A 17,784-nucleotide genomic window follows, 5' to 3' on the forward strand; every position below is an offset into this window, starting at 1 on the left:
GCAATCCCTGCCTGAAAAGGCCGGAATCAAATCACGCGACTAACGTGTTGCTCAGGTGAGACTTTCCGAGGGAGGCGTAAGAATTTTCCCAAAGCAGGCGGAGCGGAGGTGCCTGCGATGCAGACATCTCAGTCCATCAGGTCCACCCAGGCGATGCCATCGCAGGCAAGCCAGCTCCCACTGGTGACCGGGCCCGGCTTCCAGAATCAAGTCGGCTATACGGCCGCCTCGCTTTGGCTTTTGATCTTGGGCGCCCCGAGCCTAGACAAGCCCCACCACCAACACCAGAACCACCGGCCAACCCAGCACCAGCCGACGCCAAAACCTGGGAGCATGCCGCAACTCCATGAACCCATCGGCAATCAGCCACGCCTTGACCACCGCCAGCAGCAAAACCGCCAGCCACAGCCCGGAGCCGCCGGCGAGCACGGTGCCGACGCTGAGCACCACCAACGTGGCCCAACACACGATCAGCCCTTGGGAAATGGACATCGGTACCTCATCCAATCACGTAAACCAACGGAAACAGCACCACCCACACCAGGTCCACCATGTGCCAATACAGCACCCCCGACTCCAGCCCGCCGACCGACAGCCCGCCGCGCCAGCAGCCCAGCGCCAGCCACGCGAGAATCACCATGCCCAGCAGCACATGCAGGAAATGGAACCCAGTCAGTAGCCAGTACAAGGTAAAAAACGTGCTGTGCTCCAGGCCCAACCCGGCAGCGCCGAGGTGGGCGTACTCGGTGAGTTTGATCGCCACATAGACCAGCGCCACCAACAGCGCCGCGACGAACAAACCGGCACCGCGTCGCCAGCGCTGCAATCGCACCTGCTGCAACGCCAACGCCGCAAGCAGCCCGGCGGTCAACAGGCTCAAGGTCATCGCCAGCCCGGTGGAGGTGTCCAGTTGCGCGCGCCCTTCGGCAAACACCTCGGGCTTGAGCACCTGGGTCACGGCGAACGCGAGGATCAGAATCGCAAACACCGACAACTCGGCAAGGATGAAAAACCACATCGCCAGGTCGCCCGGCAGGCGGCGCGGTTCAGGCAAAGTACACATCGACCACGTCCATCAAGGCGGTCACGGTGTGCGGGTCGTCCGTCAGCGCCTCGGCCAGGCATGCCAGGCAGGCTTCGCGAATGGGCATGCCGGCGGCGATCAGGCGCGCGGTGAAAATCAGCAGACGCGTGGAGGCCACTTCTTCCAGGTCGTGTTGATCGAGGCGGCGCAAGGCCTGGCCGAGGCGCACCACCTGGGTCGCCAGGGCAAGGTCCACCTGGGCCTCGCGCGCCACGATGCGCGCTTCGCCCTCGACGGCCGGGTAATCGAAGCGCATCGCGACGAAACGCTGGCGGGTGCTGGGTTTCATGCCCTTGAGCAGGTTCTGGTAACCGGGGTTATAGGACACCACCAGCATGAACGACGGCGGCGCCTTGACCACTTCGCCGGTGCGCTCCAGGTACAACTCGCGGCGGTCGTCGGCCACCGGGTGCAGCACCACGGCGGTGTCCTGGCGCGCCTCGACCACTTCGTCCAGGTAGCAGATGCCGCCTTCGCGCACGGCACGGGTCAGCGGGCCGTCCTGCCACCAGGTGCCCTCGGCGCCGATCAGGTGACGGCCGATCAGGTCGGCGGCACTCAGGTCGTCGTGGCAGGCCACGGTGTACAGCGGCAAGTTCAGACGATGCGCCATGTGCTGCACGAAACGGGTCTTGCCGCAGCCCGTGGGGCCCTTGATCAGCACCGGCATGCGGTGGCGCCAGGCGTGTTCGAACAGCAGGTGTTCATTGTCCAGGGGTTGGTAGAAGGGCTCAGTCATGACAGGCATCCACAGCGGGTTTGATGGCCACGCTAAGGGCGCCTGCGACAACCTGGCAAGCACCGCCCGAGACAAACTTGATCGTGATCAAGCGAAGTTTGCGGTGCTGCCCCCTAGTCTGGCCCCGCACGAAGAACCTGCGCCCCGCACCGTGTTGCGAGGCAACGCAAAGGTCCCGCCTGAGGAGTAAATGGAATGCTGACTCGCAACAGAAAACCCTTCACCCTGAGCCTCGCCGCACTGAGTTGCGCGTTGGCCTTGGCACTGCCCTTGAGCGCCCATGGCGCACCCCAGCCGGCCGAAGTGAAAACCGCCGGCGCGCCGGACATGAGTCAGGCGGACTTCGACACCTCCAAACAGATTTACTTCGAGCGCTGCGCCGGTTGCCACGGCGTGCTGCGCAAGGGTGCCACCGGCAAACCGCTGACACCGGACATCACCCAGGCCCGTGGCCAGGCCTATCTGGAAGCGCTGATCACCTACGGTTCCCCCGCCGGCATGCCGAACTGGGGCACCTCCAATGCGTTGACCAAAACCCAGATCAGCCACATGGCCAGTTTTATCCAGCACACCGCGCCAACCCCGCCGGAATGGGGCATGGCCGAAACCCTCAAGACCTGGAAAGTGCTGGTCAAGCCCGAAGACCGGCCGAAGAAACAGCTGAACGATCTGAACCTGGAAAACCTGTTCTCCGTCACCCTGCGCGACGACGGCAAGATTGCGCTGATCGATGGCGACAGCAAGAAAATCGTCAAACTGATCAACACCGGTTATGCCGTACACATCTCGCGGATCTCCGCCTCGGGCCGCTACCTGCTGGTGATCGGCCGCGACGCCAAGATCGACATGATCGACCTGTGGCCCGCCGAACCGACCAAGGTCGCCGAGATCAAGGTCGGCATCGAGGCGCGCTCGGTGGAGACCTCGAAATTCAAGGGCTACGAAGACAAGTACGCCATCGCCGGTTCCTACTGGCCGCCACAGTTCACCATCATGGACGGCGAGACCCTGGAGCCCAAACAGATCGTGTCCACCCGCGGCATGACCGTCGACAAGCAGGAATATCACCCCGAGCCCCGTGTCGCGGCGATCATCGCCTCCCACGAATGGCCGGAGTTCATCGTCAACATCAAGGAAACCGGCAAGGTGATGCTGGTCAATTACCAGGACATCAAGAACCTCACCATCACCACCATCGACGCCGCGCCGTTCCTGCATGACGGTGGTTGGGACAGCACGCACCGCTACTTCATGACGGCGGCCAACAACTCGAACAAGGTCGCGGTGATCGACTCCAAGGAGCGCAAGCTCACTGCCTTGGTCGAGGTCGGCAAGACCCCGCACCCAGGCCGTGGCGCCAACTTCGTACACCCTACCTACGGGCCGGTCTGGGCCACCAGCCACCTGGGCGACGGCGGCATCTCAGTGATCGGCACCGACCCGATCAACCACCCGCAATACGCCTGGAAACAGGTGGAATCGCTCAAGGGCCAGGGCGGCGGCTCGCTGTTCATCAAGACCCATCCCAACTCCCGGCATTTGTATGTCGACACCACCCTCAACCCCGACGCCAAGCTGAGCCAGTCGGCCGCGGTGTTTGACATCGACCATCTGGACAAGGGTTACACCGTGCTGCCGATCGCCGAATACGCCGGCATCAAGCAAGGCGCGCTGCGCGTGGTGCAGCCGGAATACAACAAGGCCGGCGACGAGGTGTGGTTCTCGGTATGGAACGGCCAGACCGAGGAATCGGCGCTGGTAGTGATCGACGACAAGTCCCTGAAGCTCAAAGCGGTTATCAAGGACAAGCGCCTGATCACCCCAACCGGAAAATTCAACGTCTACAACACCCAACACGACATTTATTGAGCCCCATCAACACAAGGACTTCCGATGAAAAATACTCTCTTCGCACTGCTGACCTGTGCCGCCGCATTCAGCCTGCAACCGGCCTTCGCCCAAGACGGGCTGGCCTTGTTCAGCAGCAAACCCTGCGTCGGCTGCCACATGGTTGACAGCAAACTGGTGGGGCCGGCCTTGAAGGACGTCGCGGCCAAGAACGCCGGCGTGAAAGACGCCGCCGTGACCCTCGCCAGCCACATCAAAAACGGCACCCAAGGCAACTGGGGGCCGGTTCCGATGCCACCGAATATGGTGACGGAAGACGAAGCCAAGGTCTTGGCCGAATGGGTCCTGACCTTGAAATAAGCACAAGGAGCGCGCCATGAATGCATCGATGATCGGTACGGCCATGGCGCTGTTCCTGCTGATTCCCACGTCGGCGCTGGCCACACCGGACGCCGCCCGCCTCGAACACCTGCTGACCCAGGACTGTGGCGCCTGCCACGGCCTGTACCTCACCGGCGGCCTGGGCCCGCCCCTCACCCCGGCGGCCCTCGCCGGGCAAAGCCGCGACAGCCTGACCGCCACCATTACCTATGGCCGCCCTGCCCGCGCGATGCCCGGCTGGGCGCCGTTGCTCAGTTCCAGCGAGATCGCCTGGCTGGTCGAACGCCTCTTGCAAGGAAGCCCCGCACCATGATGCGCCCTACTCTTCTATCGCTGTGCCTGCTGCTCGGTGCCTGTGCCCAACCGGCGCTGCGCGGTACTGGCGACCTGGGCCTGGTGATCGAACGCGCCAGCGCCAGTGTGCAAATCATCGAGACCAGCGGGATGACGGAGCTGGGCCGGATCGACGGCTTGGGCGACCTGTCCCACGCCTCGGCGGTGTTTTCCCGCGACCAGCGCTACGCCTACATTTTCGGCCGCGATGGCGGCCTGAGCAAAGTCGACCTGCTGCGCCAACGCGTTGAAAAACGCATCATCCAGGGCGGCAACAGCATCGGCGGCGCCATCAGCCAGGATGGCCGCCTGATTGCCGTGTCCAACTACCAACCCGGCGGGGTCAAGGTGTTCGATGCGCAGACCCTGGCCCAGGTGGCCGACATTCCCGCCACGCCCCTGGCCGACGGCAAACGCTCGCGGGTGGTGGGCCTGGTGGATGCGCCCGGCCAGCGCTTCGTGTTCAGCCTGTTCGACACCGGCGAGATCTGGAGCGCCGACTTCAGCCAGGGCAACACCCCGCAGATCACCCGGTTCCGCGGCATCGGCGAGCAACCCTACGACGCGCTGATCACCGCCGATGGCCGTTACTACATGGCCGGGCTGTTCGGTGAGGACGGCATGGCCCAGCTCGACCTGTGGCATCCCGAGCACGGGGTCAAACGCGTGCTCGCGGATTACGGGCGCGGCCAGGCAAAACTGCCGGTGTACAAGATGCCCCACCTCGAAGGCTGGGCCGTGGCCGACAACCAAGCCTTCGTGCCCGCCGTCGGCCATCACCAGGTGCTGGTGATGGATGCGCGCAGCTGGCAGCAGACCGCCGCCATCGACGTCGCCGGCCAACCGATTTTCGTCACCGCACGCCCCGACGGGCGCCAGCTATGGGTCAATTTCGCCTACCCGGACAACGACCGCGTACAGGTGATCGACACCGAGACCCACAAAGTGGTGGCCGACCTGCGCCCCGGTCCCGGGGTGCTGCACATGGAGTTCACCGGGCGTGGCGAACAGCTGTGGCTGTCGGTGCGCGACGGTGAGCAGGTGCAGGTCTGGGACCCGTACCGCATGACCTTGCTCAAGACCTTGCCGGCCTTGAGTCCCAGTGGAATTTTCTTCAGCAGCCGCGCGCAAAAAATGGGGTATTGAGATGGACCTTGACCTGCTTAGCCGTCAATTGATCGAACGCTACCAGCACGGCATGCCGCTGTGCGCCGAACCTTATCGCGAAATGGCCCAGGTGCTGGGCTGCAGCGAGGCCCAGTTGATGACGTGCCTGCACCGCCTGGAACTGGCCGGTTCGCTGTCGCGGGTCGGCCCGGTGTTCGAACACACCCGCGCCGGCGCCAGCACCCTGGCTGCCCTGGCGGTGCCGGTCGAACGCCTGGAACAGGTGGCACGGCGTGTCAGCCAGTACCCGGAAGTCAACCACAACTATGCACGCGAGCATCAGTACAACCTGTGGTTCGTGTTGACCGGCCCACACCGTCAGCACCTGCGACAGATCCTCGACGAGCTGGAACAAGACACCGGCCTCATTCCCCTGGATCTGCCGATGCTCACCGCCTATCGCATCGACCTCGGGTTCTCCCTGGGAGCGCATCCGTGATCATCCCGTTGAGCCAGGAGCAAATGCTCGACCTGCGCCAATGCCTGGAGCGCGGCTTGCCTCTTGTCTCGCGGCCCTACGACAACCTCGCCGAACAGATCGGCGCGCATCACGACCAGGTGTTGCAGCAGATGCAGCAATGGCAGGACCAGGGCCTGTTCCGCCGTGTCGGCCTGGTGCTCAATCACCGCGCCCTGGGCTTTGTCGCCAATGCCATGCTGGTACTGGACGTGCCCGATGCGCTGGTGGACGAAGTGGGCAACCGCCTGGGCCGCGCGCCCGGTGTCAACCTGTGTTACCAGCGCCCACGCCGCCTGCCGCAGTGGCGCTACAACCTGTTCTGCATGGTGCATGGCCGCGAACGCAAGGAGGTCACGGCGCATATCCAGCGGATGCTGGAACAGCAGCAACTGAGTGACCTGCCGCACCAGTTGCTGTTCAGCACCCACGCCTTCAAGCAATGCGGCGGGCGCTTTACGCCGCCGTCGTCGCAGGTATGGGCCCATGGATGATCTCGACCGGCGCCTGATCAATCGCCTGCAACATGGCCTGCCGCTGGTGCGCGAACCCTGGCGGCAGGTGGCGCAGGAACTGCACAGCCACCCGAGTGAAGTGCTCGACCGCCTGCACGACCTGCTCGAAGACGGGGTGCTGACGCGCTTCGGGCCGATGTTCGATGTCGAACGCCTCGGCGGCGCCTTCACCCTGGCTGCGCTGGCCGTACCCGACGCGCGCTTTGACGCGGTCGCCGAACAACTCAACGCGCTGCCCCAGGTGGCCCACAACTACCGCCGCGAACACCGCTGGAACATGTGGTTCGTGCTGGCCTGCGGCACCGAGGCTGAACTGGCCGCCACGCTGTCCCGCATCGAGGCCCTGACGGGGTTGGCGGTGCTCAATCTGCCGAAGGAGCAAACCTACCATGTCGGTCTGTATTTCCCGGTCTGACCACCACCTGGCCCTGCGCCTGGTCGCCCTCACCCAGGGTGGCCTGCCGCTGCTGGACGATCCCTGGGCCTGGCTCGCCGAGCAGTTGGGCATCAGCGTCGAGTCGACCCTCGACTTGCTCAAGCACCTGCAGGCTGAAGGCGCGATCCGGCGTGTCGCCGCCGTGCCCAACCATTACCGCCTGGGCTATCGCCACAACGGCATGACCGTGTGGGACGTGGCCGACGTGCAGATGCCGCGCCTGGGCGAATTGATCGGTGCGCAGCCGTTTGTCAGCCATTGCTACCGCCGCCCGCGCCGTCCCGACTGGCCCTACAACCTGTTCGCCATGGTGCATGGGCGTAGCCGCGAGGAAATCGACAGCTACCGCGAGCACCTGCGGTTCCTGCTCGGCGATGCCTGCCGCGGCGACGAGATGCTGGTGAGCAGCCGCATCCTGAAAAAAACCGGCCTGCGCCTGACGCCGGCACCTTAGAAGGAGCGTCCTATGCTACGGATCAGTCAGTACCTGCGTACCCTGGCCGGAAAATGCCCGCCACCGCGGACCTCGCCGCCCGGCAAGGAGCGGCCGCCGGTGGTGATCTGGAACCTGCTGCGGCGTTGCAACCTCACCTGCAAACACTGTTACGCCACCAGCGCCGACAGCGTGTTCCGCGATGAACTGGACACCCCGGCGGCGCTCCAGGTGATCGACGATTTGCACGCGGCCGGGGTGCGTGTGCTGATTCTGTCGGGCGGCGAACCGCTGCTGCGCGCAGACCTGTTCCAGCTCAGCGCGTATGCCCGGGACAAAGGTTTTTTCGTCGCGCTGTCGAGCAACGGCACGCTGATCGACGAACACAATATCCAGCAGATCACCGACGCGCGCTTCGACTACGTGGGTATCAGCATCGACGGACTGCAGGCGACCCACGATGCATTTCGCCAGTTGCAGGGCAGCTTCCAGCGCTCGATGCACGCCATCCGCCTGTGCCGCGAGGCCGGCATTCGCGTGGGCCTGCGCACCACCCTGACCCAGGAAAACCATGGGCAGTTGCCGCAACTGCTGGCGCTGATGCGTGACTACGATGTGCAGAAGTTCTACCTGTCGCACCTCAACTACAGCGGGCGCGGCAAACGCAGCCGCCAGTTGGACGCGCACCGGCAGATGAGCCGCGATGCGATGACGCTGATTTTCCAGCAGGCCTGGCACGACATCGAAAACGGCGTCGACAGTGACTTCGTCAGCGGCAACAACGACGCCGACGCCGTGCTGTTGCTGCAGTGGGTCCACCAGCATCTGCCCGAGCATTATCCGCAGTTGGAACACCTGCTGCACGGCTGGGGCGGCAATGCGTCGGGCAGCGGCATCGCCAATATCGACAACACCGGCGAGGTACACCCCGACACGTACTGGTGGCAGCACTCGGTGGGCAATGTGCGCAACACCACGTTCCGCCAGCTCTGGCTGGACCGGCCCGACCCATTGTTGCTGCGCCTGCGCGAACACCCGCGGACCATCGGCGGGCGGTGTGCCGAGTGTCGCTGGCTGCCGATCTGCAACGGCAACACACGCACCCGCGCCTGGGCCAACGGCGACCTTTGGGGCCCCGACCCGGGTTGCCACCTCAGCGACGCCGAGATCGCCCTGCAGCCTCGCAACCTGATCCCTTGCTCGACCACCCGGTGACACAACCGGGGGCAGCCTACCTGATGATGTATCAAGGACGTCTCATGCACACTCCGACCACCTTACCTGCCAGTTTGCACAGCCCCTTCCACCCCGGCGAAGTCGCCTTGGTGGGCGCCGGCCCCGGCGACCCGCGCCTGCTGACCCTGCGGGCCTGGAGCCTGCTGATGCAGGCCGATGCGGTGGTCTTCGACCGGTTGATCAGCGCCGAGATGTTGGCGCTGATCCCGCTGACCTGCGCGCGCCATTACGTGGGCAAGGCCAGCGGCTGTCACAGCCTGCCGCAGGATCAACTCAACGAACTGCTGGCCGAACTGGCCGACCAGGGGCAACGGGTGGTGCGCCTCAAGGGCGGCGACCCGTTTATCTTCGGCCGTGGCGCCGAAGAGCTGGAATACCTGCTGGCCCGAGGCGTGCCCTGCCAGGTGGTGCCGGGCATCACCGCCGCGTCCGGGTGCAGCGCCTATGCCGGCATCCCCCTGACCCACCGCGATCTGGTCAACTCCTGCCGCTTCGTCACCGGGCACCTGCAACGCGACGGCGCGTTGAAGCTGCCTTGGGCCAGCCTTGCCGAGCCGAGCCAGACGCTGGTGTTCTACATGGGCCTGTCGAACCTCGCGCTGATCGCCGAACACCTGGTGGCAGCGGGCCTGCCGGCGGACACGCCAGCGGCGCTGATCAGCAACGGCGCGCGAGCCGACCAGCAGGTGGCCCGTGGCACCCTGCGCCAGTTGCCGACGATGGCCGCCGACTGCGAACCCGGTGTGCCGACCCTGACGGTGATCGGCCATGTGGTCAACCTGTTCGCCGGAGCCGCCCTGCACTTCCCCGCCAGCCTGTCGCCGGCCCGCGAAGCGGTGGCGGTATGAAACGCCTGCTACTGCTGCCCTTGCTCTGGGCCGCCGCCGCCCACGGCACGCCGGCCGAGGACTACCAGCGTCACTGCGCGAGCTGCCATGGCGTCAACCGCATCGGCGCCAGCGGCCCGGCGTTGCTGCCGGAAAGCCTGGGACGGATCAAGCCGGACGAAGTGCGCAAGGTCATCGAGCAAGGGCGCCCGGCCAGTCAAATGGCGGCGTTTGCGCCACAGTTGAGTGCTGCGCAGATCGACGGCCTGGCGAATTTCCTGCAGCAACCGCCCGCCACACCGGCGACCTGGAACGCGCAGGACATCCATAACAGCCATACCCTGCTGGCAGACCTGAGCCGCTTGCCGACTACGCCTCAGCATCATGCCGACCCGCTCAACCTGTTTGTGGTAGTGGAGTCCGGCGACCATCACATCGACATTCTCGACGGTGACACCTTTGCCGTGCTGGACCGCTTCCCGACCCATTTCGCGGTCCACGGCGGGCCGAAATTCTCCCCCGATGGGCGCTTTGTGTACTTCGCCTCGCGCGACGGCTGGATCAGCCTGTACGACCTGCACAACCTCAAGCTGATCGCCGAAACCCGCGTGGCGCTCAACACCCGCAACCTCGCGGTGAGCAAGGACGGACGCTGGGTGCTGGTGGGCAATTACCTGCCGGGCAATCTGGTGGTACTGGATGCCCGCGACCTGTCGCTGGTCAAGACCCTCGACACCGCGTCGCGGGTCAGCGCGGTGTACACCGCTCCGCCGCGCAACAGCTTTATCGTGGCACTCAAGGACGTGAATGAAGTCTGGGAACTGTCCTATGCCGCCGCCCGGCCCAGCTTCGAACCCCGGCGCATCCAGGCCCAGGACGTGCTCGATGACTTTTCGTTTTCCCCGGATTATCGCCAACTGGTCGCCACCTCACGCAAGGCCGGCGGCGGCCAGGTAATCGATCTGGACACCGGCCACGTGGTCACCAACATCCCACTGTCCGGCATGCCGCACCTGGGCTCGGGGACGTATTGGCAGCGCAATGGTGAGTGGGTGTTTGCCACGCCCAATATCAGCAAGGGGCAAATCTCGGTGATCGACCTCAAGACCTGGACGCTGATCAAGCAGATCCCCACCCTCGGCCCGGGCTTTTTCATGCGCAGCCATGCCAATTCGCGTTATGTGTGGAGCGATGTGTTTTTCGGGCCGGACAACGATGCGATTCACCTGATCGACAAACAGACCCTGGAAATCGCCCACACCCTACGCCCAATGCCGGGCAAGACCGCCGCCCACGTGGAATTCACCCGCGACGGCCGCTACCTGTTGCTGAGCATCTGGGCCAACGATGGAGCGTTGATCGTCTATGACAGCCAGACACTCAAGGAGATCAAGCGCATCCCGATGAACAAACCGTCGGGCAAGTACAACGTGGGCAACAAAATCGAATTTGCCGAAGGCACATCACACTGAACCTCGCGCTGGGGACCTGCCCGTCAGCGAGGAAACCCCGGCATGGGTTGAAATGGAAATCGACAGCTCCCCCATGGGGACCTCGGTGCGGGCGGACATGGTGATCTACTGTGGGAGGTGTCGAGCCCCGGCGAGGCTGCGACGAGACCGGTACTGCTGACAGTTTTGCTGCCTGACCGTCCGCTATCGCAGCCTCGCTGAAGCTCGACAACTCCCACAAGGAGACCGCGCTGCGGGCGGACATGGCGATCTAGTGTGGGAGGTGTCGAGCCCCGGCGAGGCTGCGACGGGGCCGGTACTGCTGACAGTTTTGCTGCCTGACAGCCCGCTATCGCAGCCTCGCTGAAGCTCGACAGCTCCCACAAGGAGACCGCGCTGCGGCCGGACATGGTGATCTACTGTGGGAGGTGTCGAGCCCCGGCGAGGCTGCGACGAGGCCGGTACTGCTGACTTTTTTGCTGGCTGACAGCCCGCTATCGCAGCCTCGCTGAAGCTCGACAGCTCCCACAAGGAGACCACGCTGCGGGCGGACATGGCGATCTACTGTGGGAGGTGTCGAGCCCCGGCGAGGCTGCGACGGGGCCGGTACCGCTGACATTTTTGCCGCCTGACCGTCCGCTATCGCAGCCTCGCCGAAGCTCGACAGCTCCCACAAGGAGACCGCGCTGCGGCCGGACATGGCGATCTCCTGTGAGAGGTGTCGAGCCCCGGCGAGGCTGCGACGAGGCCGGTACTGCTGATATTTTTGGCGCCTGACCGTCCGCTATCGCAGCCTCGCTGAAGCTCGACAGCTCCCACAAGGAGACCGCGGTGCGGGCGAACATGGCGATCTACTGTGGGAGGTGTCGAGCCCCGGCGAGGCTGCGACGGTGCCGGTACTGCTGACATTTTTGCCGCCTGACCGTCCGCTATCGCAGCCTCGCTGAAGCTCGACAACTCCCACAAGGAGACCGCGCTGCGGGCGGACATGGCGATCTACTGTGGGAGGTGTCGAGCCCCGGCGAGGCTGCGACGGGGCCGGTACCGCTGACATTTTTGCCGCCTGACCGTCCGCTATCGCAGCCTCGCCGAAGCTCGACAGCTCCCACAAGGAGACCGCGCTGCGGCCGGACATGGCGATCTCCTGTGAGAGGTGTCGAGCCCCGGCGAGGCTGCGACGAGGCCGGTACTGCTGATATTTTTGGCGCCTGACCGTCCGCTATCGCAGCCTCGCTGAAGCTCGACAGCTCCCACAAGGAGACCGCGGTGCGGGCGAACATGGCGATCTACTGTGGGAGGTGTCGAGCCCCGGCGAGGCTGCGACGGTGCCGGTACTGCTGACATTTTTGCCGCCTGACCGTCCGCTATCGCAGCCTCGCTGAAGCTCGACAACTCCCACAAGGAGACCGCGCTGCGGGCTGACATGGCGATCTACTGTGGGAGGTGTCGAGCCCCGGCGAGGCTGCGACGGAGCCGGTACTGCTGATATTTTTGGCACCTGACCGTCCGCTATCGCAGCCTCGCTGAAGCTCGACAACTCCCACAAGGAGACCGCGCTGCGGGCTGACATGGCGATCTCCTGTGAGAGGTGTCGAGCCCCGGCGAGGCTGCAACGGGGCCGGTACTGCTGACATTTTTGCCGCCTGACCGTCCGCTATCGCAGCCTCGCCGAAGCTCGACAGCTCCCACAAAGGGACCGCGGTGCGGGCGGACATGGCGATCTACTGTGGGAGGTGTCGAGCCCTGGCGAGGCTGCGACGGGGCCGGTACTGCTGACTTTTTGCTGCCTGACAGTCCGCTATCGCAGCCTCGCTGAAGCTCGACAGCTCCCACAAGGAGACCGCGGTGCGGGCTGACATGGCGATCTACTGTGGGAGGTGTCGAGCCCCGGCGAGGCTGCGACAGGGCCGGTACTGCTGATATTTTTGGCGCCTGACAGCCCGCTATCGCAGCCTCGCCGGGGCTGCGACGGGGCCGGTACTGCTGACAGTTTTGCTGCCTGACCGTCCGCTATCGCAGCCTCGCTGAAGCTCGACAGCTCCCACAAGGAGACCGCGCTGCGGGCCGACATGGTGATCTAATGTGGGAGGTGTCGAGCCCCGGCGAGGCTGCGACGGGGCCGGTACTGCTGACAGTTTTGCTGCCTGACCGTCCGCTATCGCAGCCTCGCTGAAGCTCGACAACTCCCACAAGGAGACCGCGCTGCGGGCGGACATGGCGATCTAGTGTGGGAGGTGTCGAGCCCCGGCGAGGCTGCGACGGGGCCGGTACTGCTGACAGTTTTGCTGCCTGACAGCCCGCTATCGCAGCCTCATGCTCGTTCCCACATTTTGATCGGTGTATGACCTAACTCATCCAGTTCCCGCCATCGACGTTGTAGGTCTGGGCGACGACATAGTCGGCGTCCTTCGACGCGAGGAAGATCGCCATACCGGTGAGGTCTTCAGCGGTGCCCATGCGTCCGAACGGCACCTCGTCGCCTACTCGCTGCTTCTTCTCGCCCGGCGCCAGGCCTTCGTGCTTGGCGAACAGTGCGTCCACCCCGTCCCAATGCTCGCCGTCGACCACGCCCGGGGCGATGGCGTTGACGTTGATGCCCTGCTTGATCAGGTTCAGCCCCGCCGATTGGGTGAGGCTGATCACCGCTGCCTTGCTCGCGCAGTACACCGCGACCAGCGGCTCGCCACGCCGCCCGGCCTGGCTGGCCATGTTGATGATCTTGCCGCCGTGGCCCTGGCGGATCATCTGCCGAGCCGCGGCCTGCAGGGTGAACAGGGTGCCGGCGACGTTGATCGAGAACAGCCGCTCGACACTCTCGCGGGTGATGTCGACAATCGGCGCCAGATCGAACAGCGCCGCGTTGTTGATCAGAATATCCAGCTGGCCGGCATGGGCCACCACGGCGGCAATCGCGGCGTCGATCGACGCCTGGTCGGTGACGTCCATTGCCACCGCGTAAGCCTGCGGGCCCAGTTCGGCCGCTGTGACCTGGGCCCGCTGCAGGTCGATATCGGCGATGGCAACCGTGGCGCCTTCATGGATATAGGCCTGGGCAAAGGCGCGACCGATGCCTCGCGCCGATCCGGTGATCAGCGCGCTCTTACCTTCCAGTCGTTTCATGGGGTGCGTGTCCCTCGGGCATTGATGGGGGATAACCGGCGCGGTTGATCTCGTGCTCGGCGGTGTCCACCGCTTGTTTTTATGGTCGAGGGCCGATTACAGCAGCTTGGCCGGGCCCTCACAAACCCGTGGCGAATGCCCGACCGATACTTTTTTAACCGCAGGCCCGGGATCAAAAAAGTATCAGTACCGGGCGAAAGCTTCGGTAGCGCGGCTGTCACCAACACGCGTATTTTGGCGCAATTCCCCAAGTACAAGAGGCATCACCATGCCCATCAGCCGCGCCGAGTTGTTCGAACACCGCCCCGCGGAACTCGAAGTGATCCTGCCCGAGCCGGAACACTGTTTTCGCTGGTTCGAACATGACTACCCCTACGAACTGGCGCGCTGGAATCACCACCCGGAATTCGAGATCCACCTGATCCGCCAAGGCAGCGGCAAGTTGGTGGCGGGCGATTACATCGGCGCATTCGGTGCCGGGCATGTTGCGCTGATCGGCCCGGACCTGCCCCACGACTGGATCGGCGACCTGGCCCCCGGCGAACACCTGAACGGCCGCGATGTGGTGCTGCAATTCGACGGCAGCGCCCTCCTCGCCCTGCGCAAGACCCTGCCGGAACTCGGCGACGTGCAGCCGTTGTTCGAACAGGCCCGGCGCGGCCTGGCATTCAGCGGCGAAACCGCCGTGCAAGCGGCCCGCCTGCTGGAAGACATCGGCAGCGCCCACGGCCTGCAACGCCTGATCCTGTTCCTGCAACTGCTCGACACCCTCAAGAACGCCCCGCCGCCGCAGGTGAAGGCCCTGGCCAGCCCGTGCTATGCGCCGACCCTGGACGCGCGCAGCGCCGAGCGCATCAACAAGGCGTTCGACTACCTGATGCGCGAATTGACCGGCGATGTGCGCCTGTCGGTAATCGCCCGGCAACTGGAGATGAGCGAAGCGGGCTTCTCACGCTTCTTCAAGCGCAACACCGGTCACGGTTTTATCGACCTGATGCGCAAGTTCCGCATACAGCGGGCGTGCCGGCTGTTGCTGCAAAGCGAGCTGTCCGTGGCGGCGATCTGCTTTGAAGTGGGCTACGCCAACCTGTCCAATTTCAACCGGCACTTTCGCATCGAAATGCACCAGACGCCCAGCGAATATCGGCGCGAAACGGCCATGCACCTGTTCCAGCGCAGCGAAAAAATGACACCGCGTCAATACTGACCCCAAGAACCCGACATTGATCGGCAGCCAGGACATCAGTCTTCGGCCACAAGGATTGTTTCGAACGGAAGGGGTATATCGACGTGTCGAAGATTCTCGGCATCGGTAACCGTAATGACAAAGGCGCATGGGATCATGGCTCGCCGCTGTTCATCGAGCACGAACCACGGACCTCCATCGACGATCCGGCGGCGTGCAGCCTGGCCATCGGCGCGGTCAAGGAATGGTACGCAGCCTTTGACTGGATCTACGACCACGGCAGCACGATGGCGCCAGCAATGAATACGCGTGGGACGGCCACCGTGCGCAGCTGAAATACATCGTGCCCATCCGGCAGTTGAACGACGGCGCCTCACTGACCTATATCGGCTTCACCAACTGCGATTTCGGCAAGGACCTGCGCAAGGAAAACCCGGCGCACACCGCTAACATGCTGGGGTTACTACGCCGGCGTAGGCTACCAATTCTGATCAAGGAGTTTTAGATGAGTCTGTTTACCCGTGTCTCGCTGGCCGTCGGCCTGGCGCTGCTGCCCCACCTGGTACTGGCGCAGGCGCCTGCGCCGATCAAGCCCAAGGTGATGCTGGTCACCATGTTCGCCCCCGAGGCGCAAACCTGGATCGATCGCCTGGCGCTCAAGCAGGAAGTCCGCGTGCCGGGCTTATCCGCCGAATACCCGGTGATTCGTTGCAATACCGAAGACGTCTGCCTGCTGGTGACCGGCATGGGCCAGACCAACGCCGCCGCCTCCACCCTGGCGTTGGCGCTGTCACCCAAGTTCGACTTGCGCCAGAGCTACTTTCTGATCGCCGGGATCGCCGGCATCAGCCCCAAACACGGCACCCTCGGCACCACCGCCTGGGCGCATTACCTGGTGGAGTTCGGCACCCAGTGGGAAATCGATTCGCGGGACGCGCCCAAAGACTGGCCGACCGGCTACATCGGTATCAACACCAAGGGTCCGAACGAAAAACCGCCGCTGGACTACAAGACCGAAGTGTTCGAGCTGAACCCGAAACTGCAGGCCAAGGCGTTTGCCCTGTCGCAGAAGGTTGAGCTGACGGAAAGCCAGGAATCCAGCGCCTGGCGCAAACACTACCCTGCGGCACCGGCCAACCAACCGCCGCAAGTCACCCGCTGCGACACCCTGGCGGGCAACACCTGGTTCTCCGGCACGCGCCTGAGCGAGCGCGCCGAAGTCTGGACGCGGTTGCTCACCGACAACCAAGGCGAATACTGCACCACCCAGCAGGAAGACAACTCCACCTATGAAGCCCTGCTGCGCGCCAGTCGCGAAGGGCTGGTGGATATCCAGCGCCTGGCGGTGGTGCGCGCCGGGTCGGATTTCGACCGACCTTATCCGGGCTACAGCGAGGTGGATAACCTGCTCAAATATGCGGACCAGGGCGGCTTCGTGCCGGCGCTGGAGAACCTGTACCGCACGGGCAACCCGTTGGTCCAGGCGATCCTGAAACACTGGTCGGCGTGGGAAAAAGGCGTGCCCGACGCCTAGTCAAAAACCACCGGTGGGAGCGGGTTTGCTCCCACCTGTTCAAGCGCGTCAGGGCAGCAAGACGATCTTATCGGCGCTGCCCACATTCACCTCCTCGAAGCACTTCACACCCTCGGCCAACGCCACTTCGCGCAGGCCGCTCGGCAGCGGCAGCAACCCTTCGTCAAAGAAGTGCCCGAACTGCTCCAGCATCACTGCACATTGCTCGCAGTTGTAGAGCAACGAATTGATCCCCACCACCGAACCGCCCTTGCGATACAGGGCCAGGGCCGGCAGTTGCACATGACCGTCGACCGGCGCGGCGATGATCGCGATGCGCCCGAACGGCGCCAGCCCCGCCACGGCGGTGGGCAACCAGAACCCCGTGGTGTCGAAGATCACATCGGCGCCGCCCTTGAACACGGCATTGACCTGCGCGCCCAAATCCTCCGGCTGGCCCAGGGTAATCGCGGCGATACCTTGCGCCTGCAACACTTCGGCCTGCTCAGGGCGGCGCACCGCCGCCAGTACCTGCGCCCCAAGGATTTTCGCCAAGGCCAACGCCGCACTGCCGACGGCCCCGTTCGCACCGATGACCAGCACCCGCGTGCCCTCGCCGACCGCGCTGCGCTGCAGGGCGTCCCACGCGGTGGTGTACGGCACACCGAGGCTGGCGGCCTGGGCAAAACTCAGGTGGCTGGGTTTGTGCGCCACGCCCTTGGCCGACACAGTGAGGTACTGGGCGTGGGAACCGTCGGCGAAGAAACCGAGGTCACGCCCGGTGCCCCAGACCGCCTGCCCGACCCATTCCTGCGGGCCTTCGACCACCACGCCGGCGAAGTCGCGACCGGGAATGCGCGGCAGCGTGGTGTAGGGAAAGCGACCGAGCACATTCTTCACGTCGCTGGGGTTGAGACCGGCGGCCTTGATCTGTACCAGCACGTCCCCAGCGGCGGGCACCGGGGTGGCGACGTCGACGAAACGCAGGGTGGAGAGGTCGCCGGTGGCGGAAAATTGCAGCGCTTTCATGAGCGGCATCCATCAAAGGGGAAAGGACA

18 protein-coding genes and 1 pseudogene are annotated in these 17,784 nt (G+C 64.5%); 14 read left to right on the top strand and 5 right to left on the bottom strand.

The window, feature by feature from the left end:
- Nucleotides 1-261 precede the first annotated feature (261 nt).
- The 3 genes from RGV59_RS23650 to RGV59_RS23660 are packed head-to-tail and all read right to left on the bottom strand — an operon-like array spanning nt 262 to nt 1,823.
- The gene (locus RGV59_RS23650; RefSeq protein WP_017849346.1) at nt 262-492 is read right to left on the bottom strand and encodes a cytochrome C oxidase subunit IV family protein; all 231 of its coding nucleotides are present in this window, start codon (nt 490-492) and stop codon (nt 262-264) included.
- Between the two features lie 7 nt (nt 493-499).
- Entirely contained in the window at nt 500-1,063 is a 564-nt protein-coding gene (locus RGV59_RS23655) for a cytochrome c oxidase subunit 3 (RefSeq protein ID WP_017849347.1), read from the bottom strand.
- Entirely contained in the window at nt 1,047-1,823 is a 777-nt protein-coding gene (locus tag RGV59_RS23660; RefSeq protein WP_017849348.1) for a CbbQ/NirQ/NorQ/GpvN family protein, read from the bottom strand. The genes RGV59_RS23655 and RGV59_RS23660 overlap by 17 nt, the downstream gene beginning before the upstream one ends.
- Nucleotides 1,824-2,150: 327 nt before the next feature.
- Here RGV59_RS23660 and nirS point away from each other — a divergent pair, with 327 nt between their 5' ends.
- The 11 genes from nirS to RGV59_RS23715 are packed head-to-tail and all read left to right on the top strand — an operon-like array spanning nt 2,151 to nt 10,928.
- Nucleotides 2,151-3,692 (top strand): nitrite reductase, encoded by a 1,542-nt coding sequence (nirS, locus tag RGV59_RS23665; RefSeq protein ID WP_232591892.1) that lies wholly within the window; start codon nt 2,151-2,153, stop codon nt 3,690-3,692.
- A 24-nt stretch (nt 3,693-3,716) separates the two neighbouring features.
- Nucleotides 3,717-4,031: a c-type cytochrome gene (locus tag RGV59_RS23670; protein WP_017849351.1), complete on the top strand. Its 315-nt coding sequence runs from the start codon at nt 3,717-3,719 to the stop codon at nt 4,029-4,031.
- Nucleotides 4,032-4,047: 16 nt separating this feature from the next.
- Nucleotides 4,048-4,365, top strand: coding sequence for a c-type cytochrome (locus RGV59_RS23675; RefSeq protein ID WP_126586901.1), 318 nt, complete (start codon nt 4,048-4,050; stop codon nt 4,363-4,365).
- On the top strand, nt 4,362-5,531 hold the full coding sequence (locus tag RGV59_RS23680) for a cytochrome D1 domain-containing protein (RefSeq protein WP_126586903.1): 1,170 nt from the start codon (nt 4,362-4,364) through the stop codon (nt 5,529-5,531). The genes RGV59_RS23675 and RGV59_RS23680 overlap by 4 nt, the downstream gene beginning before the upstream one ends.
- Before the next feature lies 1 nt (nt 5,532).
- Entirely contained in the window at nt 5,533-5,991 is a 459-nt protein-coding gene (locus RGV59_RS23685; RefSeq protein ID WP_017849354.1) for an Lrp/AsnC family transcriptional regulator, read from the top strand.
- Between the two features lie 23 nt (nt 5,992-6,014).
- Entirely contained in the window at nt 6,015-6,503 is a 489-nt protein-coding gene (locus tag RGV59_RS23690) for an Lrp/AsnC family transcriptional regulator (protein ID WP_032804989.1), read from the top strand.
- A complete protein-coding gene (locus RGV59_RS23695) occupies nt 6,496-6,939 on the top strand; it encodes an Lrp/AsnC family transcriptional regulator (RefSeq protein WP_102618932.1) in 444 nt (147 codons plus the stop codon). Before RGV59_RS23690 ends, RGV59_RS23695 begins: the two co-directional genes overlap by 8 nt.
- Nucleotides 6,914-7,414: an Lrp/AsnC family transcriptional regulator gene (locus RGV59_RS23700; RefSeq protein WP_017849357.1), complete on the top strand. Its 501-nt coding sequence runs from the start codon at nt 6,914-6,916 to the stop codon at nt 7,412-7,414. Before RGV59_RS23695 ends, RGV59_RS23700 begins: the two co-directional genes overlap by 26 nt.
- 12 nt (nt 7,415-7,426) lie before the next feature.
- Complete coding sequence (gene nirJ, locus RGV59_RS23705; RefSeq protein ID WP_017849358.1) at nt 7,427-8,608, top strand: heme d1 biosynthesis radical SAM protein NirJ; 1,182 nt, start codon at nt 7,427-7,429, stop codon at nt 8,606-8,608.
- A 44-nt stretch (nt 8,609-8,652) separates the two neighbouring features.
- A complete protein-coding gene (gene cobA / locus RGV59_RS23710; RefSeq protein ID WP_017849359.1) occupies nt 8,653-9,477 on the top strand; it encodes a uroporphyrinogen-III C-methyltransferase in 825 nt (274 codons plus the stop codon).
- On the top strand, nt 9,474-10,928 hold the full coding sequence (locus RGV59_RS23715) for a nitrite reductase (RefSeq protein ID WP_126586905.1): 1,455 nt from the start codon (nt 9,474-9,476) through the stop codon (nt 10,926-10,928). Before cobA ends, RGV59_RS23715 begins: the two co-directional genes overlap by 4 nt.
- A gap of 2,325 nt (nt 10,929-13,253) precedes the next feature.
- Here RGV59_RS23715 and RGV59_RS23720 read toward each other — a convergent pair.
- Nucleotides 13,254-14,027 (bottom strand): L-iditol 2-dehydrogenase, encoded by a 774-nt coding sequence (locus tag RGV59_RS23720; RefSeq protein ID WP_126586907.1) that lies wholly within the window; start codon nt 14,025-14,027, stop codon nt 13,254-13,256.
- Between the two features lie 268 nt (nt 14,028-14,295).
- On the opposite strand from RGV59_RS23720, the gene RGV59_RS23725 reads away from it, so the two are divergent.
- The 3 genes and pseudogenes from RGV59_RS23725 (at nt 14,296) to RGV59_RS23735 (ending at nt 16,747) form a co-directional block, all read left to right on the top strand.
- Complete coding sequence (locus RGV59_RS23725; RefSeq protein WP_102618439.1) at nt 14,296-15,234, top strand: AraC family transcriptional regulator; 939 nt, start codon at nt 14,296-14,298, stop codon at nt 15,232-15,234.
- A 41-nt stretch (nt 15,235-15,275) separates the two neighbouring features.
- Nucleotides 15,276-15,664 (top strand): annotated as a pseudogene (locus RGV59_RS23730) (outer membrane protein OmpK); the annotation flags it as partial.
- 54 nt (nt 15,665-15,718) lie between these two features.
- On the top strand, nt 15,719-16,747 hold the full coding sequence (locus RGV59_RS23735) for a purine-nucleoside phosphorylase (RefSeq protein ID WP_046489210.1): 1,029 nt from the start codon (nt 15,719-15,721) through the stop codon (nt 16,745-16,747).
- A gap of 48 nt (nt 16,748-16,795) precedes the next feature.
- Here RGV59_RS23735 and RGV59_RS23740 read toward each other — a convergent pair whose 3' ends face one another.
- Nucleotides 16,796-17,755 (bottom strand): quinone oxidoreductase family protein, encoded by a 960-nt coding sequence (locus tag RGV59_RS23740; protein ID WP_126586909.1) that lies wholly within the window; start codon nt 17,753-17,755, stop codon nt 16,796-16,798.
- Between the last annotated feature and the right edge of the window lie 29 nt (nt 17,756-17,784).

The organism is Pseudomonas sp. FG1, assembly GCF_034313875.1.
GTDB classification, from domain to species: domain Bacteria; phylum Pseudomonadota; class Gammaproteobacteria; order Pseudomonadales; family Pseudomonadaceae; genus Aquipseudomonas; species Aquipseudomonas veronii.

Excerpts from the sequence above, each read along its gene's own strand:
- RGV59_RS23735 (WP_046489210.1), top strand. The coding sequence starts at position 15,719 with ATGAGTCTGTTTACCCGTGTCTCGCTGGCCGTCGGCCTGGCGCTGCTG.
- nirJ (WP_017849358.1), top strand. The coding sequence starts at position 7,427 with ATGCTACGGATCAGTCAGTACCTGCGTACCCTGGCCGGAAAATGCCCG.
- RGV59_RS23685 (WP_017849354.1), top strand. The coding sequence starts at position 5,533 with ATGGACCTTGACCTGCTTAGCCGTCAATTGATCGAACGCTACCAGCAC.
- RGV59_RS23660 (WP_017849348.1), bottom strand. The coding sequence starts at position 1,823 with ATGACTGAGCCCTTCTACCAACCCCTGGACAATGAACACCTGCTGTTC.
- RGV59_RS23675 (WP_126586901.1), top strand. The coding sequence starts at position 4,048 with ATGAATGCATCGATGATCGGTACGGCCATGGCGCTGTTCCTGCTGATT.
- RGV59_RS23655 (WP_017849347.1), bottom strand. The coding sequence starts at position 1,063 with ATGTGTACTTTGCCTGAACCGCGCCGCCTGCCGGGCGACCTGGCGATG.
- RGV59_RS23725 (WP_102618439.1), top strand. The coding sequence starts at position 14,296 with ATGCCCATCAGCCGCGCCGAGTTGTTCGAACACCGCCCCGCGGAACTC.
- nirS (WP_232591892.1), top strand. The coding sequence starts at position 2,151 with ATGAGTCAGGCGGACTTCGACACCTCCAAACAGATTTACTTCGAGCGC.
- RGV59_RS23715 (WP_126586905.1), top strand. The coding sequence starts at position 9,474 with ATGAAACGCCTGCTACTGCTGCCCTTGCTCTGGGCCGCCGCCGCCCAC.
- RGV59_RS23670 (WP_017849351.1), top strand. The coding sequence starts at position 3,717 with ATGAAAAATACTCTCTTCGCACTGCTGACCTGTGCCGCCGCATTCAGC.
- RGV59_RS23740 (WP_126586909.1), bottom strand. The coding sequence starts at position 17,755 with ATGAAAGCGCTGCAATTTTCCGCCACCGGCGACCTCTCCACCCTGCGT.
- cobA (WP_017849359.1), top strand. The coding sequence starts at position 8,653 with ATGCACACTCCGACCACCTTACCTGCCAGTTTGCACAGCCCCTTCCAC.
- RGV59_RS23650 (WP_017849346.1), bottom strand. The coding sequence starts at position 492 with ATGTCCATTTCCCAAGGGCTGATCGTGTGTTGGGCCACGTTGGTGGTG.
- RGV59_RS23720 (WP_126586907.1), bottom strand. The coding sequence starts at position 14,027 with ATGAAACGACTGGAAGGTAAGAGCGCGCTGATCACCGGATCGGCGCGA.
- RGV59_RS23695 (WP_102618932.1), top strand. The coding sequence starts at position 6,496 with ATGGATGATCTCGACCGGCGCCTGATCAATCGCCTGCAACATGGCCTG.
- RGV59_RS23680 (WP_126586903.1), top strand. The coding sequence starts at position 4,362 with ATGATGCGCCCTACTCTTCTATCGCTGTGCCTGCTGCTCGGTGCCTGT.
- RGV59_RS23690 (WP_032804989.1), top strand. The coding sequence starts at position 6,015 with ATGCTCGACCTGCGCCAATGCCTGGAGCGCGGCTTGCCTCTTGTCTCG.
- RGV59_RS23700 (WP_017849357.1), top strand. The coding sequence starts at position 6,914 with ATGTCGGTCTGTATTTCCCGGTCTGACCACCACCTGGCCCTGCGCCTG.